At 61.0% G+C, this 25,269-nt stretch carries 27 protein-coding genes, 1 tRNA gene and 1 other RNA gene; 18 read left to right on the top strand and 11 right to left on the bottom strand.

Going from position 1 to position 25,269, the window contains the following annotated elements; translation table 11 throughout:
- Nucleotides 1-331: 331 nt before the first annotated feature.
- Nucleotides 332-407, bottom strand: a tRNA-Thr gene (locus tag ACR0AO_RS18400).
- Nucleotides 408-787: 380 nt separating this feature from the next.
- On the opposite strand from ACR0AO_RS18400, the gene ACR0AO_RS18405 reads away from it, so the two are divergent.
- The gene (locus tag ACR0AO_RS18405; protein ID WP_480606717.1) at nucleotides 788-1,534 is read left to right on the top strand and encodes a hypothetical protein; all 747 of its coding nucleotides are present in this window, start codon (nucleotides 788-790) and stop codon (nucleotides 1,532-1,534) included.
- Between the two features lie 177 nt (nucleotides 1,535-1,711).
- On the opposite strand, the gene ACR0AO_RS18410 is transcribed toward ACR0AO_RS18405, so the two are convergent.
- Both ACR0AO_RS18410 and rpmG read right to left on the bottom strand, forming a co-directional pair.
- Entirely contained in the window at nucleotides 1,712-2,224 is a 513-nt protein-coding gene (locus ACR0AO_RS18410) for a hypothetical protein (protein WP_480606719.1), read from the bottom strand.
- A 217-nt stretch (nucleotides 2,225-2,441) separates the two neighbouring features.
- Nucleotides 2,442-2,609 (bottom strand): 50S ribosomal protein L33, encoded by a 168-nt coding sequence (rpmG, locus tag ACR0AO_RS18415; RefSeq protein WP_005630270.1) that lies wholly within the window; start codon nucleotides 2,607-2,609, stop codon nucleotides 2,442-2,444.
- A gap of 609 nt (nucleotides 2,610-3,218) precedes the next feature.
- Here rpmG and ACR0AO_RS18420 point away from each other — a divergent pair.
- Nucleotides 3,219-3,551 carry a GYD domain-containing protein gene (locus ACR0AO_RS18420; protein WP_480606722.1) on the top strand — a complete coding sequence of 111 codons (333 nt, stop codon included), beginning with the start codon at nucleotides 3,219-3,221 and terminating at the stop codon, nucleotides 3,549-3,551.
- 6 nt (nucleotides 3,552-3,557) lie between these two features.
- On the opposite strand, the gene rnpB is transcribed toward ACR0AO_RS18420, so the two are convergent.
- The 5 genes from rnpB to gatC all read right to left on the bottom strand — a co-directional run bounded on the left by rnpB (nucleotide 3,558) and on the right by gatC (nucleotide 7,242).
- Nucleotides 3,558-3,956, bottom strand: an RNA gene (gene rnpB / locus ACR0AO_RS18425) — RNase P RNA component class A.
- A 12-nt stretch (nucleotides 3,957-3,968) separates the two neighbouring features.
- The gene (locus ACR0AO_RS18430; RefSeq protein WP_480607030.1) at nucleotides 3,969-4,658 is read right to left on the bottom strand and encodes an N-acetylmuramoyl-L-alanine amidase; all 690 of its coding nucleotides are present in this window, start codon (nucleotides 4,656-4,658) and stop codon (nucleotides 3,969-3,971) included.
- The gene (locus tag ACR0AO_RS18435; protein ID WP_480606724.1) at nucleotides 4,655-5,422 is read right to left on the bottom strand and encodes a hypothetical protein; all 768 of its coding nucleotides are present in this window, start codon (nucleotides 5,420-5,422) and stop codon (nucleotides 4,655-4,657) included. The genes ACR0AO_RS18430 and ACR0AO_RS18435 overlap by 4 nt, the downstream gene beginning before the upstream one ends.
- A gap of 41 nt (nucleotides 5,423-5,463) precedes the next feature.
- Nucleotides 5,464-6,951 (bottom strand): Asp-tRNA(Asn)/Glu-tRNA(Gln) amidotransferase subunit GatA, encoded by a 1,488-nt coding sequence (gene gatA, locus ACR0AO_RS18440; RefSeq protein ID WP_480606726.1) that lies wholly within the window; start codon nucleotides 6,949-6,951, stop codon nucleotides 5,464-5,466.
- A 3-nt stretch (nucleotides 6,952-6,954) separates the two neighbouring features.
- On the bottom strand, nucleotides 6,955-7,242 hold the full coding sequence (gatC, locus tag ACR0AO_RS18445) for an Asp-tRNA(Asn)/Glu-tRNA(Gln) amidotransferase subunit GatC (RefSeq protein WP_480606729.1): 288 nt from the start codon (nucleotides 7,240-7,242) through the stop codon (nucleotides 6,955-6,957).
- Nucleotides 7,243-7,457: 215 nt separating this feature from the next.
- On the opposite strand from gatC, the gene ACR0AO_RS18450 reads away from it, so the two are divergent.
- Complete coding sequence (locus ACR0AO_RS18450) at nucleotides 7,458-7,715, top strand: hypothetical protein (RefSeq protein WP_480606731.1); 258 nt, start codon at nucleotides 7,458-7,460, stop codon at nucleotides 7,713-7,715.
- Nucleotides 7,716-7,738: 23 nt separating this feature from the next.
- Here the strand turns inward: ACR0AO_RS18450 and ACR0AO_RS18455 are convergent, their stop codons facing one another.
- Entirely contained in the window at nucleotides 7,739-8,413 is a 675-nt protein-coding gene (locus ACR0AO_RS18455; RefSeq protein WP_480606734.1) for a ceramidase domain-containing protein, read from the bottom strand.
- A 55-nt stretch (nucleotides 8,414-8,468) separates the two neighbouring features.
- Between ACR0AO_RS18455 and ACR0AO_RS18460 the strand changes: the two genes are divergently transcribed.
- Complete coding sequence (locus ACR0AO_RS18460; RefSeq protein WP_480606737.1) at nucleotides 8,469-9,161, top strand: metal-dependent hydrolase; 693 nt, start codon at nucleotides 8,469-8,471, stop codon at nucleotides 9,159-9,161.
- Nucleotides 9,162-9,212: 51 nt separating this feature from the next.
- Nucleotides 9,213-10,145 (top strand): adenylate/guanylate cyclase domain-containing protein, encoded by a 933-nt coding sequence (locus tag ACR0AO_RS18465; RefSeq protein WP_480607033.1) that lies wholly within the window; start codon nucleotides 9,213-9,215, stop codon nucleotides 10,143-10,145.
- A 42-nt stretch (nucleotides 10,146-10,187) separates the two neighbouring features.
- Here ACR0AO_RS18465 and ACR0AO_RS18470 read toward each other — a convergent pair whose 3' ends face one another.
- Nucleotides 10,188-10,643, bottom strand: a complete 456-nt coding sequence (locus ACR0AO_RS18470; protein WP_480606741.1) for a nucleoside deaminase — start codon at nucleotides 10,641-10,643, stop codon at nucleotides 10,188-10,190.
- A 62-nt stretch (nucleotides 10,644-10,705) separates the two neighbouring features.
- On the opposite strand from ACR0AO_RS18470, the gene ACR0AO_RS18475 reads away from it, so the two are divergent.
- From ACR0AO_RS18475 to ACR0AO_RS18510, 8 genes are all read left to right on the top strand, one after another.
- Complete coding sequence (locus tag ACR0AO_RS18475) at nucleotides 10,706-11,521, top strand: pseudouridine synthase (protein ID WP_480606744.1); 816 nt, start codon at nucleotides 10,706-10,708, stop codon at nucleotides 11,519-11,521.
- Nucleotides 11,522-11,698: 177 nt separating this feature from the next.
- Nucleotides 11,699-12,610, top strand: coding sequence for a 5-bromo-4-chloroindolyl phosphate hydrolysis family protein (locus ACR0AO_RS18480; protein ID WP_480606747.1), 912 nt, complete (start codon nucleotides 11,699-11,701; stop codon nucleotides 12,608-12,610).
- 28 nt (nucleotides 12,611-12,638) lie between these two features.
- Nucleotides 12,639-13,829: a toxic anion resistance protein gene (locus ACR0AO_RS18485; protein WP_480606750.1), complete on the top strand. Its 1,191-nt coding sequence runs from the start codon at nucleotides 12,639-12,641 to the stop codon at nucleotides 13,827-13,829.
- Between the two features lie 10 nt (nucleotides 13,830-13,839).
- The gene (locus ACR0AO_RS18490; RefSeq protein ID WP_480607036.1) at nucleotides 13,840-14,796 is read left to right on the top strand and encodes a DUF2927 domain-containing protein; all 957 of its coding nucleotides are present in this window, start codon (nucleotides 13,840-13,842) and stop codon (nucleotides 14,794-14,796) included.
- A gap of 22 nt (nucleotides 14,797-14,818) precedes the next feature.
- Nucleotides 14,819-15,958: an SPFH domain-containing protein gene (locus ACR0AO_RS18495; protein WP_480606753.1), complete on the top strand. Its 1,140-nt coding sequence runs from the start codon at nucleotides 14,819-14,821 to the stop codon at nucleotides 15,956-15,958.
- A gap of 66 nt (nucleotides 15,959-16,024) precedes the next feature.
- Nucleotides 16,025-16,516, top strand: coding sequence for a cytochrome b (locus ACR0AO_RS18500; RefSeq protein ID WP_480606756.1), 492 nt, complete (start codon nucleotides 16,025-16,027; stop codon nucleotides 16,514-16,516).
- Nucleotides 16,517-16,533: 17 nt separating this feature from the next.
- The gene (locus ACR0AO_RS18505; RefSeq protein WP_480606759.1) at nucleotides 16,534-17,667 is read left to right on the top strand and encodes a TFIIB-type zinc finger domain-containing protein; all 1,134 of its coding nucleotides are present in this window, start codon (nucleotides 16,534-16,536) and stop codon (nucleotides 17,665-17,667) included.
- Between the two features lie 169 nt (nucleotides 17,668-17,836).
- A complete protein-coding gene (locus ACR0AO_RS18510) occupies nucleotides 17,837-19,531 on the top strand; it encodes an alkaline phosphatase family protein (protein WP_480606762.1) in 1,695 nt (564 codons plus the stop codon).
- Between the two features lie 105 nt (nucleotides 19,532-19,636).
- Here the strand turns inward: ACR0AO_RS18510 and ACR0AO_RS18515 are convergent, their stop codons facing one another.
- Nucleotides 19,637-20,056, bottom strand: a complete 420-nt coding sequence (locus tag ACR0AO_RS18515) for an Hsp20/alpha crystallin family protein (RefSeq protein WP_480606765.1) — start codon at nucleotides 20,054-20,056, stop codon at nucleotides 19,637-19,639.
- 147 nt (nucleotides 20,057-20,203) lie between these two features.
- Here ACR0AO_RS18515 and ACR0AO_RS18520 point away from each other — a divergent pair, with 147 nt between their 5' ends.
- The 5 genes from ACR0AO_RS18520 (at nucleotide 20,204) to ACR0AO_RS18540 (ending at nucleotide 25,254) form a co-directional block, all read left to right on the top strand.
- Entirely contained in the window at nucleotides 20,204-20,872 is a 669-nt protein-coding gene (locus ACR0AO_RS18520; protein WP_480606768.1) for a nitroreductase, read from the top strand.
- Nucleotides 20,860-21,771, top strand: a complete 912-nt coding sequence (locus ACR0AO_RS18525; RefSeq protein ID WP_480606771.1) for a carbohydrate kinase family protein — start codon at nucleotides 20,860-20,862, stop codon at nucleotides 21,769-21,771. The genes ACR0AO_RS18520 and ACR0AO_RS18525 overlap by 13 nt, the downstream gene beginning before the upstream one ends.
- Nucleotides 21,759-22,196 carry a D-aminoacyl-tRNA deacylase gene (gene dtd / locus ACR0AO_RS18530; protein WP_480606774.1) on the top strand — a complete coding sequence of 146 codons (438 nt, stop codon included), beginning with the start codon at nucleotides 21,759-21,761 and terminating at the stop codon, nucleotides 22,194-22,196. Before ACR0AO_RS18525 ends, dtd begins: the two co-directional genes overlap by 13 nt.
- A 2-nt stretch (nucleotides 22,197-22,198) precedes the next feature.
- A complete protein-coding gene (locus ACR0AO_RS18535) occupies nucleotides 22,199-23,299 on the top strand; it encodes a glycerate kinase type-2 family protein (RefSeq protein ID WP_480606777.1) in 1,101 nt (366 codons plus the stop codon).
- A gap of 371 nt (nucleotides 23,300-23,670) precedes the next feature.
- Complete coding sequence (locus ACR0AO_RS18540; protein ID WP_480606780.1) at nucleotides 23,671-25,254, top strand: ABC transporter substrate-binding protein; 1,584 nt, start codon at nucleotides 23,671-23,673, stop codon at nucleotides 25,252-25,254.
- Nucleotides 25,255-25,269: the final 15 nt, after the last annotated feature.

The following is a 25,269-nucleotide window of genomic DNA, read 5'->3' on the forward strand; positions in this document are numbered from 1 at the left end:
CCGTCAGCCAGAAAAGATCAGACATGGTCACCGCTCGATTTTCGAACCGTGAATCACGCAGCCAAGCGGAAATCAATGGGTCCTGACCCTAGTTCAGAAAGATACTGCATAATGTGTACGACTCCATATCAATGGCACGATCTTGCATCGCGCAACTTTTGATAGCAATCCACAAGGCAAAAAATATCTATGATTGCGGCACCTAGTCGCTGCGCATTTTTTGAGTCGCTTAGCTGGACATGTCGACTTGAAACAACGGCTTCCATAGCGCCCTATTTGCGCCCTAACAATCGATTGCAATGAACGATCTACTGCTAAGTCATTGATTTAGTGGTGCCCCCACACGGACTCGAACCGCGGACCTACTGATTACAAATCAGTTGCTCTACCAGCTGAGCTATAGGGGCACGCGGATGAATTACTGAGTTCGACCATCGACTTCAAGACACAATTTTCCGATTGTCCAAAACCGCATTCGATATGAGGGTCTGAAGCGCGGGACAGTCCATGAACCGGTCGCAACACGGTCGGCTTCGTTGTTGTCCAGAACCGCGCGACCCGCGAGACGCTCAGATCCGGGACATACGCTTGATTTGACTGTCCGGGCCAAACATGCAACCCGGATCAGGAAAGACTGAAGCCAAATCAAAGGCGAGAAATGCAACTGGTTTTTCATACTGGAGTACACGCAACCGACGGCGGACGCCTGATCAAATGCCTGCGGGAAAACACAGAGGCGCTGCATCGGCATGACACCATTGTTCCCCGGCCGCGGAAATATCGAAAGTTGTTCCGGGAATTCTTCCAGTCATTAAAGGACGCGCCTGCCCCACCGGACGCCCGCGAGATCATTCTCGGAGAGATCCTGCAAGGAGAAACGCCCGAGCGTATCCTGTTTTCCGATCCCAATTTCTTTGGCACTGAATGGTCGGCCATACGGGATGGTCAGCTTTATCCGCTTGCCGGATCGAGGATGGCGCAAATCTGCGCGCTCTTTCCGGGCTCTCGGGTCGATCTCTGCATGGGTCTCAGGAACCCCGCCAGCTTTATTCCGGCGATTCTGGCCGCACTTCCGGAGCGCAGGCGGGTCGAAATCCGTGCCTCTTTCGATCTCAGTCAGCTGTCCTGGGCGCAGGTTGTCGCGCAGGTTCGCGAAATGGCGCCAGAGGTGAACATCAAGATCTGGTGCAACGAAGATAGCCCGCTGATCTGGGGGAAAGTTCTGCGGTCGGTGGCGGGCGTGGCAAAGGGCGAACCGATGATCGGTGAATTCGCGGTCCTGCCCGAAGTCCTGTCCGAAGAGGGGCTGGCGAGATTTCACGTTCAGCGATCCCTGACCCCCGAACTGAACGACGACCAGACCAATGATCTGATCCGGACACATCTGGAACAATACGCGGCAATCGACCGGATCGAGGAAGAGCTCGACCTGCCCGGATGGACCGAAGAGGTGGTCGATGCCTTCACCCAGATCTATGACGACGATATGCGCGCCATTCAATCGATGCCGGGGGTGACGTTCATCAGGCCATAGCACCGGTTATCTGACCGGCATCCGCTTTCAGCGCCACTCAGCCCGCCTGAGAGGTGGCTCGCAGGGGGCAAATGTCCGACCGCACTTGCAGGTCAGCGCTCAGCGTGAGCCGGATCCGGCCAAGAAAATGGCCGCCCAGCGGGCAGCCATTCGGGGCGGGTTTGCGCCGTTATTGGATCAGCTGCAATCCAGCGGCACGGCAAATCCGGTGGTGCGCCTGCCCGCTGAACCCTTTTGATAGGCACTTCCATTCGCCAGACATCCGGTCAAACGCGGAATCGCGTTGGAAAACGAGTTGCCGACCGAGGCGTCCATTTTCGACGTCGTACCCTCCTGTGTGCGCAAAACGGCGAACAGGATACCGTTGACTTCGACATTGCTCAGCATCAGCGTCTTGTCCTGGCCGCCGACCTCGACCGCATTCGTCGGGGTTCGGCCGCCGTGATCGATGGCGACACCTGCAATCTTGTGCATTTCAGTCGCATCCGTCGTCGTCTGAACCGGCGCAAGACGCGCGAGTTCCGCAGGAACGCTTTCACGGCGGGTGATATAGTCGACGACGCCCTTCTCCTCCGAGAAGGTCTTGGGTTCACCATCGAGGCCGGTGAATCCGACCCCTTCACGGTTCCAGAAATCCTCGCAAGCGGCGAGAGACAGGCAGGCGAGTGCGGGAAACAAGATTTTTTTCATGACTGCTCAGAGATTTGTGGCGGGTTGTCGAAACCGTAATGGCAGGTCGGGTGTCATATCAAGCAGGGGGCCTTGCGAATGTCTGTCGGCCTGATGCCCGTCTGCAACGGCCCATGCATCGTGTCTGGCCGATCACCTACTGATATTTCCGGCAATATCGCAAAAAAAGAGCCGCACTTTTGTGCGGCTCTTTTCCGAAAATTCTGTGTCGGAAGGCTTACTTGATCTTGCCTTCCTTGTACTCGACATGCTTGCGAGCAACCGGATCGTATTTACGAACGGTCATTTTCTCGGTCATGGTGCGCGCGTTCTTCTTGGTCACATAGAAGTGGCCCGTGCCCGCGGTCGAGTTCAGACGGATCTTGATTGTCGTCGGCTTCGCCATGGTTATCTCCTGCGTCCGAAAAGGCAGGGGCCTTTCGGTTGAATTCCTATGAGCGTGCGCTTTTACCCGGCTTCGCGCCCAAGTCAACCGGATTCGAAACAGAACCAGTGGAATTTCAAAAACTCTTCCCGGTTGCGCAGGCGCGAGCGATTCATCCGTTTGGCCGATTTTTGATACCATCACGGTTTCGTGATATCTTGATCCAGCGACGTGAAGCCGGGATGCGACAGTCCGGAAACCGCATCGCGAGGCCATTCCCCGGGGCAAGACTCGCGTTCGAGCGTGCTCGATAAAAATTGTCGACAAGGGGGGAGTCATGAAGGAACGGCGCATCGGCGCGTGAAAGGGGGAATCGACCGAAGCTTGTTCGGGTCGACGGACCGGCTGGCCCGCCATGAGCCGCGGATCGTGCCGGGCAGCACACTGAATGCAGCCGCGAAAAAATGCTGTCTCGTTCAACGGGGATTTTCACCGCGACCGAAGCCACACGTGCCGGTTTTGGCTTTTTTCTGATTTTCCGGCGGTTTCCACGCTGGTTTGCCTTTGAATTACCCGGCCGGGGGACAGGCCAAGTTCATTGTCCCGAACACCTCAAGCATGGAGAGGAACATGCCTCTATTCATTACCTACGCTTCTTATTCTCAATCCGGAATTAAAGGTCTGATGAAAAAACCGGAAGACAGAACCGCCGCCATTCAGGCGCTTCTGGATCAGGTCGGCGGCAAGGTGGTTGCGCTTTACATGACTACGGGCGCCAACGACATCGTGCTCATTAGCGAGGCCCCCGACGGCACTGACGTCGTTTCGGTCAGCATGGCCGTCGGCGCATCCGGTGTCACCTCCAAGATCGAAACGGTCAGGGCCTGGACCGGCGCGGAATTCGTGGCGATCGCGGAAAAAGCGGCCAGCCTGTCCGGCGCGTACAAAGCGCCCGGATCATAGAAAGAAATGCGCGGAGGGCCTGTAAGCCGGATTCTGTTCCGGGGTTGCCCCCTTTGATGACCATTCCTCTGGGCCGCGCATTACTGCGCGGCTCAAGCTGCCAACCCGATCCCTCTCGGCCAAGGCGGGCCTAGCGGCGGTATCGGCTGACGCCGACCGGCCCGCGCGGGGTCCTATTCGGCATTGCTCCCGGTGGGGCTTGCCGTGCCGCCGCTGTTGCCAGCAGCGCGGTGGGCTCTTACCCCACCGTTTCACCCTTGCCATGCAGGCGCATGGCGGTCTGTTTTCTGTGGCGCTTTCCGTCGGGTTTCCCCGCCCGGGCGTTACCCGGCACCGTTGCCTTGTGGAGTCCGGACTTTCCTCCCGGGCAGGTCGCCCTGCTCAGGCGGCCATCCGGCCCTCCGCGCAAATCTGCAACTATGTGGTCGCCCTAACGCGGTCAAGGGCCAGGTTCCGCAGCAAGGCGCGGTCCGCCCCCTGTTCAGGCCCGCACGCCCAGGGACGGTAGCGCAGACGCAGGGCCTGCAACAAGGCGTGCGGGTCGTCTGACCCGGTATATCCGGCGGCATGGGCCAGTGTCGCCAGCGCCGCCTCATCGCTATCTGCCGAAGGCTCTTCGGACGGGTGTGGGCGCGCCAGACCCTGCCGCGCCAGACGGGCCCAGTCGAAATGTGCGCCCGGATCCTGCTTTCGCCCCGGGGCCATGTCGGAATGGGCGATCACGCCTTCGGGACCGATTGCCCATCGTTGCATGATCCCGGAAAGCAACGGTTCCAAGGCGTGCATCTGCGGTTCGGAAAAAGGGTGCGTGCCGCGATTGTCCAGCTCGATCCCGATGGAACGCGAGTTGATATCCCGGTGCCCGCACCAGCTTCCGGCACCGGCATGCCAGGCCCGGTCCTGTTCGCGCACCATCTGCCAAAGGGTGCCGTCGCGGCTGATCAGATAATGCGCCGAAACTTCTGTCTCGGGATCGCACAGCCGTTCAAGCGCCGACAGGGCGCTGTCCATCGCGGTGTAATGAAGCACGATGAGCGAGGGTCTCAGCCCATCGCGGCGCGGGCCGAAATTCGGTGACGGGTGCCAGGCCGGCTGCACGGGTGTCAGTTGCTGATCGCGCGCCGGAACGGGCTGGGATCCCAGCCACAGGCATAGCCGTCGCCGTCGGGGTCCAGCCCCTTACGATCCTTTTGCGGGCCGCCACTGGCCAAAAACTCGATCTGCGCCTGATCCGGCGAGGGGAATTTGGCGCAGTTGCGCTGTGCCTTGGCTTGCAGGTTGAAACCCGCCCGACTGTAAACCTGAGACCCCACCGGATTGGAAGATGACAGGGCGTATTGCACGATGTTCGGCTGGCCGTCACTGCTGCGCTGCGGCAGCGCTGTTGGCGTGACAATCTCGTAGTTGGCCTTGTTCCGTTCGATCCGCGCTGCATCGCTTTCAATGGAACGACGGGTGGAAACCGCATCAAAATTCTGTTCGTCGGAAATAGCCACGTTGTTGGCGGTCAAAGGCGCGGTATCGGTCGCAACCGGCGTAATCGTCGGGGCGCTGTTGACCGGTGAGGTGCCCGCCAGCGCGGCGGCCGTCTGATTGGCGATATCCTCGGCAGAGTTTCCATCCGCTGGCACCCCGGCCAGCGACGTGCCCTGCACCGGCAGCGGTGCGGACGCGACCGATGGCGAAGACAGTGCCTCGGAGGAGATAACCGATGGCGGAATCAGCGGGTCTCCGTTCACGGTCTGCCCGCTCAGCACCGCTTCGCGCTGCGCCTGATAAGAGGGGGTGTTGAACTCGGTACCGGGAACCGTGCTGGTCGTGCCACATGCGGCCACAAGGCCAATCACCGGGATCAGAAGAACTGAACGCATCTGAAGCTGCCTTTTGTTGCTCTTTGCTGCTCTGCCCCGATTTACCACCATTTGCCCGGCTTGGCCACAAAACCGGCGGCATTTTCCAGCGCATAGGCGGTGTTGAGCAGATCGCCTTCTTCCCAGGGGCGTCCGATCAGTTGCAGGCCCAGCGGCAGACCCTGCTTGTCCAGACCCGCGGGTACGGAAACACCGGGCAGGCCCGCCAGGTTGACGGTAACCGTGAACACGTCGTTCAGATACATCTGCACCGGATCGGCCTCGGTCATCTCGCCCAGACCGAAAGCGGCCGAGGGCGTGGCCGGTGTCAGAATCGCATCTACGCCGGCGGCGAAGACATCCTCGAAGTCTTTCTTGATCAGGGTACGGACGCGGCGCGCGCGGTTGTAGTAGGCGTCGTAGAAACCTGCCGACAGCACATAGGTGCCGACCATCACGCGGCGCTGTACCTCGTGACCGAACCCTTCGGCACGGGTTTTCTCGTACATCTCTGTGATACCGTCACCCTGGGCCAGCTGCGCGCGACGGCCATAGCGGACGCCATCGTAACGGGCGAGGTTCGAAGACGCCTCGGCCGGGGCAATCACGTAATAGGCGGGCAGCGCGTACTTGGTGTGCGGCAGCGAGATATCGACGATCTCGGCCCCCGCCGCCCTGAGCATTTCGGCGCCATCGGCCCACAGCTTTTCGATCTCGGCGGGCATGCCGTCCATGCGGTATTCTTTCGGGATACCGATCTTTTTGCCCTTGATGTCACCGGTCAGCATCGCCTCGAAATTCGGGACAGCGAGTTCAGCGCTGGTGGAATCCTTGGGGTCGTGGCCGCACATGGTTTCCAGCATGATCGCCGCGTCGCGCACGTTCTTGGTCATCGGCCCGGCCTGATCCAGCGAGGAGGCGAAGGCGACGATGCCCCAGCGCGAGCAGCGGCCATAAGTCGGCTTGATGCCCGTGATGCCGACAAACGCGGCAGGCTGACGGATCGAGCCACCGGTATCGGTGCCGGTCGCGGCCAGACACAGATCGGCGGCGACAGCCGAAGCCGAGCCACCCGATGAGCCCCCCGGTGTCAGCTGCGCGTCGTCATTGCCACGGCGCCAGGGGCTGACCGCGTTGCCGTAAACCGAGGTTTCGTTGGACGAGCCCATGGCGAACTCGTCCATGTTCAGCTTGCCCAGCATTACGGCACCCGCATCGGCCAGTTGCTGCGACACGGTGGATTCGTATTCCGGCTTGAAGCCTTCCAGAATTTTCGAGGCCGCCTGCGAGGGCACGCCCTTGGTGCAGAACAGATCCTTGATGCCGATCGGCAGGCCGCACATCGACGGGGCGTCACCCGCCTTGATCCGCTCATCCGCAGCCTTGGCGCGTTCCAGCGCGATCTCGGGCGTTTTGTGGACAAAAGCGTTCAGCGCGTCGGCCTCATCAATGGCCTTGAGGCAGGATTCGGTCAGTTCAACCGAGGTCACATCACCCTTGCGCAGCGCGTCGCGGGCCTCGGCCAGGCCCAGTTTGTTCAGGTCGCTCATGTCTTACTCCACCACCTTCGGGACCGCGAAAAACCCCTCGCGCGCGTCGGGGGCGTTGGACAGCACCTTGCCCTGCTGGTCGCCGTCGGTGACCACGTCCTGACGACGCTTCAGCCGCATCGGTTCGACCGAGACCATCGGCTCGACCCCCTCGACATCCACCTCGTTCAGTTGCTCGATGAATCCCAGAATGGTGTTGAACTCGGATGCCAGCGCCGGCAGCGCGTCATCCTCGACCTTGATCCGGGCCAGTTTGGCCACCTTGGCGGCGGTGCTTTGGTCAATCGACATGCGAAACCCTCATATGCGTTAGGGGCATTTACCGCTCTGCCGTGCGGGTCGCAAGGGTGTGGTGAGGGCCGGGGTGTTAGAAAGAGTGGAAGGTGGCCGCACTTGACGTGTGCAATAGCCACCTATGACTGCTTCGCGGACGAAGCGGACGTTGAACATCTCGCATCTCTGGCCGATGATTGAAAGAATAAGAACTTTTCTGAAGCGGGATATTCATGCTGTTTAAAACTTCAATTCTGTACCTTCCTTTTGGACTAGGGGCCATTTTGGGTTACTATCGTGCTTCATTTTGGCTTGTTCTTGTTGTTTCTTTAGTGCCGCTTGCGGTGGTTTTGTCGCTTTTTGACCCAACGGCAAAATCGGATTTAGTCAAAATTTCTGCCTACTATGGGATTTCTGCCATATCGACATTTGTAGGCTCTTTGGGAGGTAGGTTTCTGCGAGACCATGCTGGCACCAAAGATCAAGATTGAACAACTGCTGAAGCAAAATGGGCTCAAAACCGACCTTTGCTCGTGCCAGTTGCAACGCTCAAAATATACCTCCGATACACCTCGATCATCCATGCCAGCATGATCGCGTTCAGAATGTGCCACATGAAATGCGTGCCTGCAGGCCAGGCGGCGCACAAAGGGTCGTCCAGCGCGCGGAAGGTGATGGACGCCATCAAAATTCCCGCGCCTGCCGCCAATCCTCGGGCCGCGTCCGGGGCGCGGTGCCGCAGCAACACTGCGTAGATCAGGATCAGCAAAGGCACGGGCGCATAGGCTGACGATCCGCCGAGTCCGGGCACCTGCCGGAAAACAGGAACCGTCAACGCGGCGTAGGGTACAAACAGCGCCGCAAGCGCCAGCGCCTGCCACACCTTCATCCTCAGGACATCTCGGTTGATGGCGAAGATATAGACAAGGATGAACAGCAGGATCGGCACCGTGTCCGCCATGGCCGCCCAGACGCGGGCATGGGTATGAAACAGAAAGCTGCCGATGCCGATCACGGCCAGCAACACCACAAGGAAACCGGCCAGCGCCATCCCCTGCCCCCGCACGCGCCGCCACATCACAAAGGCCGCGACCAGAAAGGCCGCATTGGTAAGCGCATTCAGCGGCTCGGCCCAATAATCCGGCCCCAACCTCTCGCAATAACTGTCGATTTCCCGCATCCACTCCATGGATTTTTACATAAGCGATGCTAGGCTGATGCCAACAGAGAAGAGGGAGAGTTCCATGAATATCATCTGGCTGGGCCACGGCAGTTTCCGTATCGAAACCGCGGGGCAGGTTTTGCTGATCGACCCCTGGCTGACCGGCAACCCGTCATTGCCCGAAGATCAGCATGAAGCAGCCGTTGCCGGTGCGACGCATATCCTGCTGACCCACACACATTTCGATCATGTGGTGGACGTTCTGCCACTTGCCAAAAAACTGGGCGTGCCGGTGGTTGGACAGTACGACCTGATGGGGTTCTGGGGCGAGACCGAAGGCATCGAGACCATCGGCTTCAACAAGGGCGGTACCGTGGAGCTTGGCGAGGTCAGGTTGGCGATGGTGCCGGCGTCGCATTCCTCGACCTTTTCAACGCCCGATGGCCTGCGCACCGGCGGCAGCGAGGTGGGTTTCATGATCATGGCCGAAGGCCACACCCTGTATCACTCGGGTGACACGGCGATCATGGCGGACATGGAATGGATGGGGGATTACTACAAACCCGATATCGGCATCCTGTCGGCGGGTGGCCATTTCACCATGGACATGAAACAGACAGCCTATGCGGCCAAACGGTATTTCAATTTCAAGACCGTGATCCCGTGCCACTACAAAACCTTCCCCATTCTGGAACAATCCGCACAGGATCTGATTGACGGCTTGCCCGGTGTAACCGTGATCGAGCCTGAGGTCATGCAGGCTATAGAAACGTGACGATTGCCCGCCGTGTCTGACACTGCCATCCCTTCGCCTGAACTGATTGCGGTGATACGCCGGTGGAATCAGGCAGTTCGAAACCACGATGGGGCTGTATTGACAAACATGCTCTCCGGCTCGGAACACCTGAGATATCAGGGCACCGCTGACGGTGAAGAATGGGCCGGGCAACTGTTTCGCAACGGGTTCGCCGAACATGTCGGTGAAATTCCGGAGTATGACTGGCAGGAACACAGCCTGGAAGCGTTCGAATGCGGCAGTATCGGCTGGGCGCATTGCCATGCAACGCTGACTTTTGCGTGCAACGGCAATTCGTCGTTGCATCGGTTCACCTTCGTTCTGCATCTGGAGAACGGCGTGTGGAAGCTGATACAGATCCATGTCTCGAACCCGGTATCCAATCTGGAAAAAATCGGCATCGAGCATGAGGCGCTCAACGCGCTTGTCGCGGCTGCGCGAAAAAACTTCAGGCAAAATCAAAGCGAAGGCACCGCGTCGGTCATGTTTACCGACATTGCCGACTCGTCGCGGATCGCTCAGCAGATGGGTGACGACACCTGGGCTGACACGATGCAGCGGCATCTTGGCATGACCGAAGATGTCATTGCCGAGCATGGCGGGCGGCTGGTGAAATCTCTCGGTGACGGGACCATGTCGATCTTTCAGTCTGTTCATGACGCGGCACGGGCGGCCATGGCTTTGCAACTGAACAACACCGCCTTCGAGGCGGACACAGCGCTTGGCCTCCGGGTCGGCATCCACACGGGGGACGTCATACAAAGAGACGAGGATTTTTTCGGAACCGTCGTGAACAAGGCCGCGCGCGTGACCGATTTGAGCGGCCCGAATGAAATTCATGTCTCGGACGTAACCCGGCTATTAATGGGCAATGATGCGGAAATGCGTTTCGGAACGCCAAAACCAGTACATCTGAAAGGATTCGGAGGGCGGCAAACAGTTTACCGCCTGGACTGGAAATGATCGCGCGGTGATCGCTTGGCCGAACGATGACAGAAAGCGATATCAATCGCCTCGGCGTTGCCGGAAAAACGCTTTCAGCAATGCCTCGCAGTCCTTGGCGGATATCCCGTCGTAGACTTCGGGCTTGTGATGCGCCTGCGGGTGGGAAAACACCCTTGCACCATGCGCGACCCCGCCCGATTTCGGATCGGCGGCGCCGTAATAGATGCGCCTGATCCGCGCCGCCGACACTGCCGCGGCGCACATCGCGCAGGGCTCCAGCGTCACGTACAGATCGTGACCGGGCAACCTTTCGGACCCGGCATCGGCGCAGGCAGAACGCAAGGCAAGTATCTCCGCATGCGCCGTCGGATCGTTCAATTCCCGCGTCCGGTTTCCCGCCCTGGCAACCACCCGCCCTCCGGGTGACACGATCACCGCGCCGACGGGCACCTCGCCACGTTCGGCGGATGCACGCGCCTCGTCCAGCGCCAGGGTCATGAACGATCTGAATTCCATACCCCTGACTGCCCCACAAACCCGGCTTTCGCAAGCCGCCGGGATGCGTTATGGCCGGGGGTATGAGCAAAACCCCTCCCCCCGGCGACCGGATCGCCAAAGTTCTCGCCCGCGCCGGCGTCGCCTCGCGCCGCGAGGCCGAACGCATGATCGAAGCGGGCCGCGTGGCGGTCAATGGCAAGACCATCGACAGCCCGGCACTGAACGTGACCGGCAAGGACCGGATCACGGTCGATGGCAATCCTGTCGCCGAGGCCGAGCCGGCACGTCTGTGGCTGTATCACAAACCCACAGGGCTGGTGACGACCACCCGGGATGAAAAGGGCCGTGCGACGATCTTTGACAACCTGCCCGAAGAGATGCCGCGCGTCATGAGCGTGGGACGGCTGGACCTGAACTCCGAAGGGCTGCTGCTGTTGACCAATGACGGTGGTGTCAAGCGCAAGCTGGAACTGCCCGCCACAGGCTGGCTGCGCAAATACCGGGTGCGGGTCAACGGGCGCCCGAAAGACGAGGACTTTGCGCCACTGCGCCGGGGGCTGGTGATCGACGGCGAGAGATTTCAGCCGATGACGGTTGCGCTGGACCGCCAGCAGGGCGCAAACGCCTGGCTGACCGTCGGCCTGCGCGAAGGCAAGAATCGGGAAATCCGCCGTGCAATGGAAGATATCGGGCTTTCAGTGAACCGGCTGATCCGCGTGTCTTATGGGCCGTTCCAGCTTGGCAGCCTCAAACCTGGCGAGGTTGAGGAGGTTCGGCGCCGGGTCGTACGCGACCAATTGGGACTTGATGACAAGGACAAACCCGCCGATCCGGCCCGCCACCCTGCCCGACCGCAAAGAAAGCGTTCCGCGCCCAGCGGAAAACTCCGCAGATGACTTGATTGACGCAACCTTCCCCCTAGCGCCCCGGCTTTGCATCCACTAGATTCCTTTTTGTCGGCGGCAACTTGGGGAACGCCATGTCTCAGACCGGATTGCAGAAAATGGCCTATGCGGCGCTGATCGTGCTGCTGTTCGGGGTATGCACCGGCTGGCTTGGAGGGCTTTGAGGCGATGGCCCGACGCTTTGGCGGAAAATACAGCCCGAACGAACCGGGCGACGAAGAACCTCTGCAACGGGGCCAGTTCGACGGCGCGCGCGTGGACCCGGCCGGGGCGCGCGCGAATGTAATGTTCGTGCCGGCGATCCCGCTGGTCTTTCTGTCGCTGAACGATGGCGCAATCGGCATGACCCTGGGGCTGGTTGCCGCCGGGTTGCTGACGGCCGCCGCATATCTGCTGCGCGAGGGTTTGCGGGCCGAAGCCGCGTTTCACGCCCGTCGGGCAGCCCGCCGCCCGGCCATACCGCGCAAGGTGTTCGCTAGTATTCTGACCGGATTGGGCGTGGGGCTGGCCGCCTTTCGCAACGACTATCTCCATGTCGAGACAGCCTCGCAGGTCAGTCTGCTTGCGCCTTTGCTGTTCGGGCTGGCCGGTACGGCGCTGCATGCGTTGGCTTTCGGCATCGACCCCCTGAAGGACAAGGGTATGGAAGGGATCGACACCTTCCAGCAGGACCGGGTGGCGCGGGCCGTCGAGGATGCGGAAAAGCTGCTGAAAGATATGTCCGACGCCATCAAACGCGCAGGCGACCGCAAGATCGAAGCGCGGGTTGAACGTTTTCAGGACACCGCGCGCGAGCTGTTCCGCACAGTCGAGGAAGACCCTCGCGATCTGGCCGGCGCGCGCAAGTACCTGACCGTCTATTTGCGCGGCGCGCGCGACGCGACGATCAAGTTCGCCGATGTCTATTCCCGCACACGAACCGCCGGTGCCTTGACCGACTATTCGGCGTTGCTTGACGATCTGGAACAGAATTTTGCGGCGCGCACCAGAAAGATGCTATTGGACGATCACAGTGATCTGACCGTTGAAATTGAAGTGCTGCGCGACCGATTGAAACGCGAAGGTGTCCGGCCCGAGTGACCGGTTCGATTGATTGAGGAGGATATTCATGTCTGATGCCATTAAGAACAAGGCTGTCGAGGCCGAAGCGCTGGTGCACGAAGTCACCGCCGTCGCCCTGCCCGAACCTCAGACCGAAGTCGTCCCTCTGGAGGCCGCCGACGCCCCGGCCGGCGCCGAAATCCGCAAGCGCATGGGCGAAATCGACATGGGCGACACCAACTCGATCGTGTCCTTCGGCTCTGCCGCGCAGGCGGAGTTGCAGGAAATCAGCCAGGCGATGCTGGCCGATGTGCGCAACAAGGATGTGGGCCCGGCCGGCGACAGCCTGCGCGATATCGTAACCACCATTCGGGGCTTTTCGGTCAGCGAACTGGACGTGCGCCGCGAACGGTCGTGGTGGGAAAAACTTGTCGGACGGGCAGCTCCCTTTGCCAAGTTCACTGCCCGCTACGAAGAGGTCCAGGACCAGATTGACAGGATCACCGACAGCCTTTTGGGGCACGAGCACACGCTGCTCAAGGATATCAAGTCGCTGGATCTGCTGTATGAAAAGACGCTGGATTTCTATGACGAACTGGCGCTCTACATCGCGGCGGGCGAAGAGAAGCTGACCGAACTCGACAGCCATGACATTCCCGCCAGGGCGGCGGAAGTCGAAGCCGCCGCCGAAAGCGAACAGGTCATGAAGGCGCAGGAACTGCGCGACCTGCGTGCCGCGCGTGACGATCTGGAACGCCGTGTGCATGACCTGAAGCTGACACGGCAGGTGACGATGCAGTCGCTGCCCTCGATCCGGCTGGTGCAGGAAAACGACAAGTCGCTGGTGACCAAGATCAACTCGACCCTGGTCAATACCGTGCCGCTTTGGGAAACCCAACTGGCGCAGGCCGTCACCATCCAGCGCAGCGCCGAAGCCGCCGCCGCCGTGCGTGACGCCAACGATCTGACCAACGAGCTTTTGACCGCCAATGCCGCAAACCTGCGCGAAAGCAACAAGATGATACGTCAGGAAATGGAACGCGGCGTATTCGACATCGAAGCGGTTAAACAGGCCAATGCCGATCTGATCGGCACCATTCAGGAAAGTCTGGCAATCGCCGATGAGGGCAAGGCCAAACGCGCCGCCGCCGAGGAAGAGCTGAAGAAAATGGAGGTGGAACTGCGCGATACTTTGGCCTCTGCCAAGGCCCGGCAGGACGGCTTGGGCGATACTGCCGGAACCGCAGTGCCGGGTTGAATCCTTGAACTTGCGCTGGTTCAGGACGTGCTGCAAAGGTGCGGCGGTCTGCACCCTGCTGGTGCTGGCCGCCTGTGATGCCGATGTGCCCCTGATACCCTCACCGCAGGAACGCCCGGCGGGGCTTGCCTCGCCGACGAACGCCTATGTGCCGCCCTCTGCCCAAAGCCAGGATCTGGCCCGGTACTATGAAAAGGTGCAAAGCGATCTGTTGACGCGCGGATTGCTGCGCACAGATGGTGGTGGGCCGGACACGCCGTACGACGCGCAGGATCTGGTGCGGAATTTCGAAACCATCGCATTTTTCAGCGAGTATTCCGGCCAGGCGGTCTCGACCGTGTCCCGGCGCACAAGCGGAAGCCTCAGCCGCTGGGCCGAGCCGGTCCGGATCAGCACCGAGTTCGGCCCCAGCGTCCCGCCGGACCGCAGGCAGGAGGACAGCGCGCGGGTGAGTTCCTATGCCGCGCGGCTGTCGCGCGTCACTGGTCATCCGGTCACCGCAACCGACCGCAACGCCAATTTTCACGTCTTCATCGCGGGCGAAGATGACACCGATTATGTCCAGACCCGTCTGCGGCAACTGATCCCGAATATCGGGCAGGCGCAGCTTGATCTGTTCGAGGATCTGCCGCGCGCATTCTATTGCTTCGTGTTCGCCTCGGCGGGCGGCGGATCGAGCCATACCTATACCAGGGCCGTCGCGCTGGTGCGGGCGGAACATCCCGACCTTGTGCGGCTCAGTTGCATTCACGAAGAGATTGCGCAGGGCCTTGGCCTGCCCAATGACAGCCCCGCCGCGCGACCATCGATCTTTAACGACGACGACGAATTCGCGCTGCTGACCAGTCATGACGAAAAACTGCTGACGATGCTTTACGACCCGCGCCTGAAACCGGGGATGACCGCCGCCGAAGCGCGCCCGGTGGCCGAGATTATCGCTCGCGAATTGCTGGGATCGTCACTCTGACACCTCTGACAGGAGATATCGCATGGGAATTTTCGATTTTCTGACCGGTGAATTCATAGATGTGATCCATTGGGTGGACGACACCCGCGACACCATGGTCTGGCGGTTCGAGCGCGAAGGGCACGAAATCAAGTACGGCGCCAAGCTGACCGTGCGCGAGGGTCAGGCGGCGGTTTTCGTGCATGAGGGCCAGTTGGCGGATGTATTCACGCCGGGGCTCTATATGCTGGAAACCAACAACATGCCGATCCTGACGACGCTGCAGCACTGGGATCACGGGTTCCAGTCACCGTTCAAATCCGAAATCTATTTCGTCAACACCACCCGGTTCAACGACCTCAAATGGGGCACCAAGAACCCGATCATGCTGCGCGATCCGGAATTCGGACCCACCCGCATCCGCGCCTATGGAACCTATACGGTGCGGGTCAAGGACCCGGCACGGTTCCTGGTCGAGATCGTCGGCACCGACGGCGAGTTCACCATGGACGAGATCAGTTTCCAGATCCGCAACATCATCGTGCAGGAGTTTTCCCGCGTGATCGCGGGTTCGGGCATCCCGGTTCTGGACATGGCCGCCAACACCGCCGATCTGGGCAAGCTGATCGCGGCTCAGGTCTCGCCGGTGCTGGAGAGTTATGGGCTTGAGATACCCGAGTTTTACATCGAGAACATCTCGCTGCCTCCGGCGGTCGAGGCGGCGCTGGACAAGCGTACATCCATGGGGCTGGCGGGTGATCTGGGCAAGTTCACCCAGTATTCGGCAGCCGAAGCAATGACAGCGGCGGCCGGCAATCCCGGCGGCGGCGGCGGCATGGGCGCGGGTCTCGGCATGGGAATGGGCATGGCGATGGCGCAGCAGATGGCAGCGGGTCAGCCGAGCGGCCCCTGGGGCACGCCCGCGCCCGCTGCCGCGGCACCGGTATCGCCCATGGCCCCGCCGCCCCCGCCACCGGTCGAGCATGTGTGGCATATCGCGGTCGATGGCCAGACCAGCGGCCCGTTCTCAAAGGCCAGGATGGGCCGCATGGCCGCAGATGGAGAAATCACGCGCGAAACCTATGTCTGGACCGCCGGTCAGGATGGCTGGAAACGGGCGGGCGACGTGCAGGAGCTGGCGCAGTTGTTCACCATCCTGCCGCCGCCACCGCCGGGAAAATAATGCGACGGAATATGCACGCTGACGCGTGGAAGACCTGCGCGAATTCCAAACTCAAGGAGAGTGCCAGTGTCTATCCCCTCCAAATACTCCAGGCCGCAGATCATCCTGCATTGGCTGGTCGCCATTCTGATTCTCGCCGCCTGGCTGACCGGCGACAACATGGGCCGCGTTCTGCGTGCCCGTATCGACAGCAGCGCCAGCGGCTTCGAAGGCAGCACCCCGCATGTCTGGCTGGGTTGCGCGATCTTTGCGCTGATCGTGGTCCGGCTGGTGCTGCGCCGTGTGCAGGGCGCGCCCGGCCCGTTGCCCGGCGCGACCGAATTGATGGAAAGAGCTGCCCATTGGGGTCATCGTGTGATCTATGTGTTGATGATCACCGTCGCCGCTTTGGGCATCCTGACCTGGTTCGGCGGTATTCGCGCGGCCGGAGAAGCGCATGAAGTCGCGGCCAATGCGCTGATGCTGGTCGCACTTGGCCACGCGGTCGTTGCCATATGGCACCATGTCATCCGCAAGGACGGGACGCTCAACCGCATGAGATTGTTCCAGAAAGGCTGAACAGCAAGGGTTGGCCCATGACCGATATTCCGCCCCCACCCGGTTCTTCCACCACGGCGCAAGGCCCGGAAGAACACCGTTTTCCCTGCGACCAGTGCGGGGCGGATTACCGGTTCGATCCGGTCGGCGGAACGCTGACCTGCGACCACTGCGGCCATTCCGAACCGATCGGCTCCGGCCCCTGGAAAGGCGGCAGTCTGCGCGAGTTAGATTTCGACGCCGCCATCGCCCGCCGCCTGCCCGAGACCGAGATCGAGGAAACCCGGGTTCTCACCTGCCCCAACTGCGCCGCGCAGGTCGAATTCGACCCCGACACACATGCCGCCGAATGCCCGTTCTGCGCCACTCCGGTGGTCACCGATACCGGCATCAGCCGCCATATCAAGCCGCGTGGCGTTCTGCCCTTTGCGCTGGACGAACGCTCGGCCCATAAGGCGATGGGCGACTGGCTGGGTGGTTTGTGGTTCGCACCCAGTGGGCTGAAGGACTACGCCCGCAAGGGACGCCGGATGCAGGGGATATATGTTCCCTACTGGACCTTTGACGCCGACACGCAGACCGCATACCGGGGCGAGCGCGGCGTGGTTTATTATGAGACCCGCTCCGTCATGCGCGACGGCAAGCGGGTGCAGCAGCAGGTGCCCAAGGTCCGCTGGTCGCCCAAATCGGGCCGGGTAGCGCGGTTCTTCGACGATGTGCTGGTGCTGGCCTCACGCTCGCTGCCCAAATCCTATACCGATGCGCTGGAACCCTGGGACCTGCCCGCGCTGGAGCCCTACCAGCCTGAATACCTGGCCGGGTTCCGGGCCGAGGCCTATACGGTCGAACTGACCGAGGGCCAGGCAGAAGCGCGTGCCCATATGGCGCGGGTGATCGAGCGGGACGTACGGTTTGATATCGGTGGCGATCGGCAGCGCATTCACGCGATCGATACGGAGGTGCGCGATGTGACCTTCAAGCACATTCTGCTGCCGGTCTGGATGGCGGCCTATAAATATCGCGGCCAGACCTATCGTTTTGTGATCAATGGCCGCACGGGCCGGGTACAGGGCGAGCGCCCCTGGTCGGCGGTCAAGGTGACCATTGCGGTGGTATTGGGCCTGCTTGTCGCTGCCGGGATCGGTTATCTGGCGGCGAACGGTCAGCAGTGACCACAGCGTGTACCGCAAATCCGTCAGAAAAGCTTGGCAATCCTGCGATCTGGGTGCGTGGAACGACCGCTTCCGCCTCAGGGCACTGTCAGCCGTGCCAGGCCATTGCCCCGGATATGCTATACCCGCATACTTACATCTATTTTGTTTCCTTAGAACGAGAGACGCCATGTCCATTTTAACAATATCTGCCCGCCTTGTTCTGGTTGCGCTTGCCATTGTTCCCGGTCTTGCAGCCGCTCAGGACGCCCCCCGTTTGATCCTCCAGATCACTGTGGATCAGTTACGCGGCGACCTGCTGCTGCGCCATATGTCTCAATTTGGCGAAGGCGGGTTTCGCTATCTGATTGAAAAGGGAATCTACTACAGGAACGCCCACCACACCCATGCCAACACCGAAACCATCGTGGGGCACACGACACTGGCGACCGGGGCCAACCCGGCCGCACACGGGATGGTTGGTAATCTGTGGTATGACCGGAGCGAAGGCCGGACGGTCTATAACATCGAGGACCCAGCCTATTCGATCCTGACCAGCGGCGCGGATGTGGACGACAGCACCGAGATCGACCCGACGCAACGCGCCGCCAAAAGCGACGGACGCTCACCGCGTGCGATCCTGACATCGACGTTCGGAGATGAGCTGTCCGTCGCCACCGCGGGGCGGGCAAAAGTATTTGGTGTTTCGATCAAGGATCGCGGCGCGGTGTCAATGGCGGGTCACGTGGGCAAGGCATTCTGGTTCTCGAAATCGGCCGGGCAATTCGTGACCAGCAACTATTACTATGACGCCTATCCCGGTTGGGTTGAGGAATGGAACGCCAAGGGCATGCCCCTTGCCTTGAGCGGCCAGGCCTGGGCTCTGCTGAACCCCGTGGACACTTATATGTTCGGCGATCAGGACGATCAGCCGTGGGAGCCTGACTTTGCGGGCTTTGGCCGCACGTTTCCCCACCCGCTCGGGACATCGGAGGACAAGTATTTCACGACGCTGCTGACGCTCAGCCCCTTCGGCGACCGGATTACGGCGGATTTTGCCAAAACGCTCATCGGTGCCGAAGGACTTGGAGACGATGAGGTGACCGACTTTCTTGGTGTCAGTTTTTCGGTCACGGACTATGTCGGCCATTTCTTTGGGCCGTCGAGCCTGGAAGCCGAGGACAATCTTCTGCAACTCGACCGCACGCTGGCCGATCTCTTTGCCTTTGTTGATGCCGAGGTCGGGCTTGAGAACACTCTGATCGTACTTTCGGCGGATCACGGGGCACCCGATGCGCCCGGCTATCTTGAATCGCTCGGGATGCCCGGCGGCTATGTCACCCCGAATGAATGGGACACCGCCCCGGCGGTAGAACGGATCAAGCAGCGATTTGGCATCTCAGGTCCGCTGTTCGAGGGCTACGACCATCCCTATCTCACGCTGGCCGAGGCCATCCACAATGACCCCGATATTGACAGGGTGGCGCTGGAGACGGCAATCGCGGCCGAGTTGGTCGCCTTTGAAGGCGTGGCCTATGCTGTGTCCGGTTCGCGCCTGCGCGAGGGGTCCGTTCCCGACAATGCGCTGTTGCAGGCGGTTCTGAACAACTATCACCCGGATCGGTCCGGGGATATTCACGTGGTCTTTCAGCCGGAATGGTTCATCAACGACATGGATGGCCTGTCGGTCACGGTGACGCATGGTTCTCCGTGGCGCTATGACACCTACGTGCCGATCCTGTTCGCCGGTCCCGGCATCGAACCCCGGTCCGTTTCGCGGCGGGTTCACACGATAGATGTGGCCCTGACGCTTTCGGTGATTGCCGGCACCCGCCCCCCTTCCGGCGCCACGGGCGATGTCCTGATCGAGGTTCTGGACCGCTAAAACACGACGTCGGCGATCTGTGTGCCGAGGCACAAAGGACGAGGGCCGCTGGTGGGATGAACCGCCAACGGCCCTCGCGCAAGCATTCCGCACTGTTGCCAGCCGCTAGCCGCGTGCGATTTCGATTTTCTTCGTGGCGTCGGCTTTTTCCACCGGCCGTTTCGGCACCGTTACGTGCAACACCCCGTCTTTCATCCTTGCGCTCGCCTTGGCGGCATCCGCGTCGTCAGGCAGGCGGAAAGACCGGCGAAACGCGCCGTACTGGCGTTCCGAGAAATACCAGGTGTCGCCCTTCTTTTCCTCGTGGGTCTTTTTCTCGCCACGGATGGTGACGACACCTTCTTCAACGGTCAGTTCGATGTCCTCGTCCGACACGCCGGGAAGCTCCATCGAGATGTCATAGGCGTCGTCATTGCCCGATGCCTCGGTCGCGGGGCTGAGCCAGTCGGCCAGCTTGGCGCCGAAATGGCGGAACGGGTCGTAAAGCGAAGGCCAGAGGCCCGCGTGATCGGATTTTTCAACCATGTTCAGTCCTCCATCTAGTGTTTCCGGGATTATCTCACAAAGCGCAGGATCTTGCCTTGATGCGCCTCAATATCCGGCCGGATTGACTGCTTGCACCACAACGCGTCTGAGGTCATGCTGCGCCGCGAAACAAGGAGGTTACGGCGCATGGCACTGGCGGTTCTGGATGAGTTGTTGGCACAGCGGCACTCCTGCCGCGCCTTTCGCCCGGACCCGGTGCCGCGACCGGAGATTGAAAAGATTCTGACCAGCGCCAGCCGGGTCCCCAGTTGGTGCAATGCGCAACCCTGGCAGGTCGTCGTCACGTCCGGCGAGGGAACTGACGCCTTTCGCACGGCATTGGAGCAAGAGGCGGAAACCGAAACCGCCAACCCTGATCTGCCCTTCCCGGCCTCCTATTCCGGCGTTTATCAGGAACGCCGCCGCGCCTGCGGCTGGGCGCTGTACAAAGCGGTCGGTGTGCAGAAGGGAGACCGCGCCGGGTCCGCGCGCCAGATGAAAGAGAACTTTGCGCTTTTCGGTGCGCCGCATTGCGCGATCTTGTCCAGTCCGGCGGAATTGGGAGTCTATGGCGCGATCGACTGCGGCGGGTTCGTGACGGCCTTCGCCCTGGCCGCTCAGGCATTGGGCGTTGCGACGATCCCGCAGGCCGCGGTCGCCTCATACGGGCCATTCCTGCACCGGTATTTCGGCATCGGTGACGACCGGCTGATCCTGTGTGCGATTTCCTTCGGCTATCCGAACCCGGATCACCCGGCCAACGCGTTCAGAACCGGGCGCGCGGATTTGCAAGAGTTTGTTGATTGGCGCGGTTGAACGCACCTCTGGTCCTGTGCTGCGGCGAGGCTGTGCTGGACCTGATTCCGGCTCGGCTCCACGATGGCGACAGAGGGTTTCGCGCGGTCCCTGGCGGCGCGGCCGTCAATACGGCGGTCGCGCTGGCGAGGCTGGGCGTCTCATCCGGATTTGTCGGCGCGTTGTCGACCGATCCGATGGGCGAAAGGCTTGGGAATCACCTGCGGGGTGAGGGTGTGGACACGCGGTTTGCAGCGGAAATCGACGCGCCCTCGACCGTAGCCTTCGCGCATCCGATAGCCGACGGAACAAGGTTCGATCTGCTGGACGAAGGCAGCGCCGGGCGAAAACTCGGGCATGCGCCTGGTCTACCCGATGACACCGGAGCATTGATCTTTGGCGGGCTGAGCCTGATCCACGCGCCCGCGGCGGACGTGTTTGCTGATCTGGCGGAATCGGCCTCGGGGCCGCTGATCTGGCTGGACCTCAATATCAGGCCCGGTCTGATCTCTGACGAAACCGGGTATCGTGCCCGGCTGGCGCGGATGATCGCTGCGGCTCATGTGGTCAAGGTTTCGGACGAGGATCTGGACTGGTTCGGCCCTCTGCCCGTGCTGCGTCCGGATCAGACGTTGATACATACCCACGGCGCGGATGGCGCAACGGTGCGGACTGCGCGGCATGAAATCACCGCTACCGCTCCGCAGGCCCGGATCAGCGACACCGTTGGGGCCGGTGACATTTTCACCGCAGGTTTTCTGGCCTATCTGGCCCGGCGGGACAGGCTGCGCCCACCGCTTGATCTGGAACGAAACGACCTGAGCGGCGCCTTGCGGGCCGGTATCCGCGCCGCCAGCCTGAGCGTCTCGCGCCCCGGCGCGGATGCGCCCCGATTGGAGGAGATGAAATGCGTGCTTTGATTCAACGCGTGTCGCGGGCATCGGTCTCGGTCAAGGACGAGACGATTGGCCGGACAGGGCCGGGCCTGATGATCCTCGTCTGCGCCATGCAGGGCGATAGCGAGGCGCAGGCGGATCAGCTGGCAGCGAAGATTTCCAAACTTCGCGTATTCAGGGACGAGGCGGGCAAGATGAACCGTTCTGTCCTGGATATTGGTGGCTCGGCTTTGGTAATAAGCCAGTTCACGTTGGCCGCCGACACCTCGCGCGGCAACAGACCCGGCTTTTCGTTGGCGGCAGCACCCGAAGAGGGGGAACGGTTGTACAACTATTTTGCCGCTAAACTGGTCTCGCACGGCGTTCCTGTCGAGACCGGACTGTTTGGTGCGGATATGGCGGTGGAACTGGTCAATGACGGCCCGGTGACGATCTGGATGGACATATGAACATGACACACGAAACGGTACGATCGATCTGGCAGGCCGGAGTGGACGCAGTCGGGGGCTACAATGCAACCCGGGACGCCCTGCCCGAAATAAGGCGGCCCGACCGGATTGTGGCGGTTGGCAAGGCGGCGGGCGCGATGGCCCGGGCGGCGCTGGACCGGTTCGAAGAACTGCCTTGCCTGGTGGTCACCAAGGACGGGCACGGCGAAGGCTTGCCGGATCACGTGAATCTGATCGAAGCTTCGCACCCGGTCCCCGATGACCGCAGCCTTGCGGGAGGCCGGGCTTTGCGCGACGCGATCGGGGGGATGGCCCCGTCAGAGCGGTTGCTGCTGCTGGTCTCGGGCGGCGCCTCTTCCCTGGCCGAAGATCTGGTTTCCGGAAAAACCCTGGATGATCTGTCGGCGCTGAACAGGCGCTTGTTGACGGCCGGGCTGGATATCGGCGCCATGAACGCCGAGCGCCGCAAGATTTCCCGCGTCAAAGGGGGCGGTCTGTTGTCAGGGTTCAAGGGCGCGCGGGTGGATGTGCTGGCGATTTCGGATGTTCCCGGGGACGACCTGACAGTCATCGGATCGGGCATCGGGGCATTGCCCGAAAACCGCGATTTCGAAGCCAGCACCCGCATCGTAGCGTCCAACGCCCATGCCCGTCAGGCGGCCGCAGAAGCCGCCAGCCATCTGGGCCTTGTGGTGGCGGCAAATGAAGAGGCGCTGCATGACGACCTCGGAAATCTGACGGAGACCCTTGGCCCGCGCATTCGCAACATGCCGCGGGGTGTGATGATTTTTGGCGGTGAACCGACAGTCGTTCTGCCAGAGCATCCGGGGCACGGCGGAAGAAACCAGGCGCTGGCGCTGGCGCTTGCCCGCGAGATCCGGGGCTGCGACGGGATCACCGTGATCGTGGGCGGCACGGACGGAACCGACGGGCCGACCGACGCAGCCGGAGCCGTTGTTGATGGGCACACCTGGAGCGACGGGGCCGATGACGCATTGGAGCGGGCTGATAGCGGTACCTATCTGAAACAGCGCGGGGCGTTGCTAAAAACCGGACCGACCGGAACCAACGTCATGGACCTGTTAGTCGCATTCAGGGAATAACGTGACGCAAATTCCCTTACTTTGCGCCCAGATGCTTTCCAAACTCCTGCCATGCTCGACCGGCACGTGATGCTGCCAGATCCAGGAAACATGACAGGGAGACTGGCGCATTCGCAACGAAACACGCTAAAAGAAGTCATCGGATTTATTAAGTTTTCATCTGCGCCTAACGATAGAAGCCTATGAAAACGATATCGAGATGCCGCAAGAGAGGGCAACGACACGACACCACGCGACAATTATCGACCCGAAATGACAGGCAGAACGAAAGAATTGTGCTTGCCGGAGGGCCGGGAATACGCCTACATTGACTCGTCCGTCAATAAAAAACGCCGCTGAAAGGCGACATAATCCTCAACAGGGAGATACTTATGAACGAACAACTCACTCACATGACCACTCAGGTGACCGCCGGTAAATTGACCCGCCGTGAATTCATGGGCAAAGCGGCGGCACTGGGCGTCTCGGCGGCTTTGGCCAGCACCATGTTTGCCGATGCCGCACGTGCGGCGGGTCCGAAAAAGGGCGGCGATCTGAAGATCGGCTCGATTGGCGGCGAATCGACCAACTCTCTCGACCCGGCAAGCTATGCAAGCCAGGTGCCCGCGCTCAACGGTCGCCAGTTCGGTGACACCCTGGTGGTGGTTGCGCCGGACGGCTCGATTGAATCGCGTTTGGCCGAAAGCGTCGAAGCCAGCGCGGATGCCAAGGTTTGGAACTTCAAGATCCGTCAAGGGGTCGAATTCCACAACGGCAAGACACTGACCAGCGAAGACGTGCTGAAAACCATGCAACGCCATTCCGACGAAAATTCAAAGTCGGGCGCTCTGGGCATCATGAACGAAATCGAGTCGATGAAGGCCGATGGCGACATATTTTCGGTCACTCTGAACAACCCGAACGCCGACCTGCCGTTCCTCATGGCGGACTATCACCTGATCATCCAGCCGGACGGTGGCATGGACGATCCGGGCGCGGGCATCGGCACCGGCCCCTACAAGATGGAAGTCAACGAGCCAGGCGTACGTCACGTGTACACCAAGTTCGACAACTACTGGAATGACGACGGTCATTTCGACAGCGTCGAAATTATCGCCATCAACGATTCCACCGCGCGCACGGCTGCGCTGCAATCCGGCCAGGTTCACCTGATCAACCGGGTCGAACCCAAGGTCGCCGGTCTTCTGGGCCGTGCACCGGGCTTGTCTGTGCAGCCGACAACGGGCCGTGGACATTATGTCTTCATCATGCATGTCGATACTGCGCCGTTCGACAATAACGAGCTTCGCCTGGCATTGAAGCACGCGATCAACCGCGAGGAGTTGGTCGAGAAGATTCTTCAGGGCTTTGGCAGTGTCGGCAACGACATCCCGATCAACGCCGCCTATCCGCTCTTTGACGAGACGATCCCGCAGCGTACGTTCGACCTCGCAAAGGCGGCCGAGCACTACAAGAAGTCCGGCCACGACGGGTCTCCGATCGTTCTGCGGACCTCCGAGGTTGCCTTCCCCGGCGCTGTGGATGCCGCCCAGCTCTTCCAGCAAAGCGCAGCCGCGGCCGGTATCCCGCTCGAGATCAAGCGCGAGCCGGGCGACGGTTACTGGTCCGAAGTCTGGAACGTCCAGCCCTTCTGTGCCTCTTACTGGACTGGGCGTCCGGTGCAGGACCAGATGTATTCCACGGCGTATCTCTCGACGGCCGACTGGAACGACACGCGCTGGAAGCGGTCCGATTTCGACGACATGCTGAATCAGGCAAAAGGCGAACTCGACACGACGAAGCGGAAGGAGATCTACTCCCAGATGGGCCGTTTGCTGAACGAAGAGGGCGGCCTGATCTGCCCGATGTTCAGCCAGTTCATTGACGGAGTCAGCGACCAGCTGGCCGGCTGGGAGCCTGACCCGTATGACGAGCTGATGGGCGGCCAGGCCACGCGCAAGATGTGGTTCGCCTAAATCGGGTTTCTCAGA

It is taken from the genome of Ruegeria sp. AF8 (assembly GCF_056541825.1).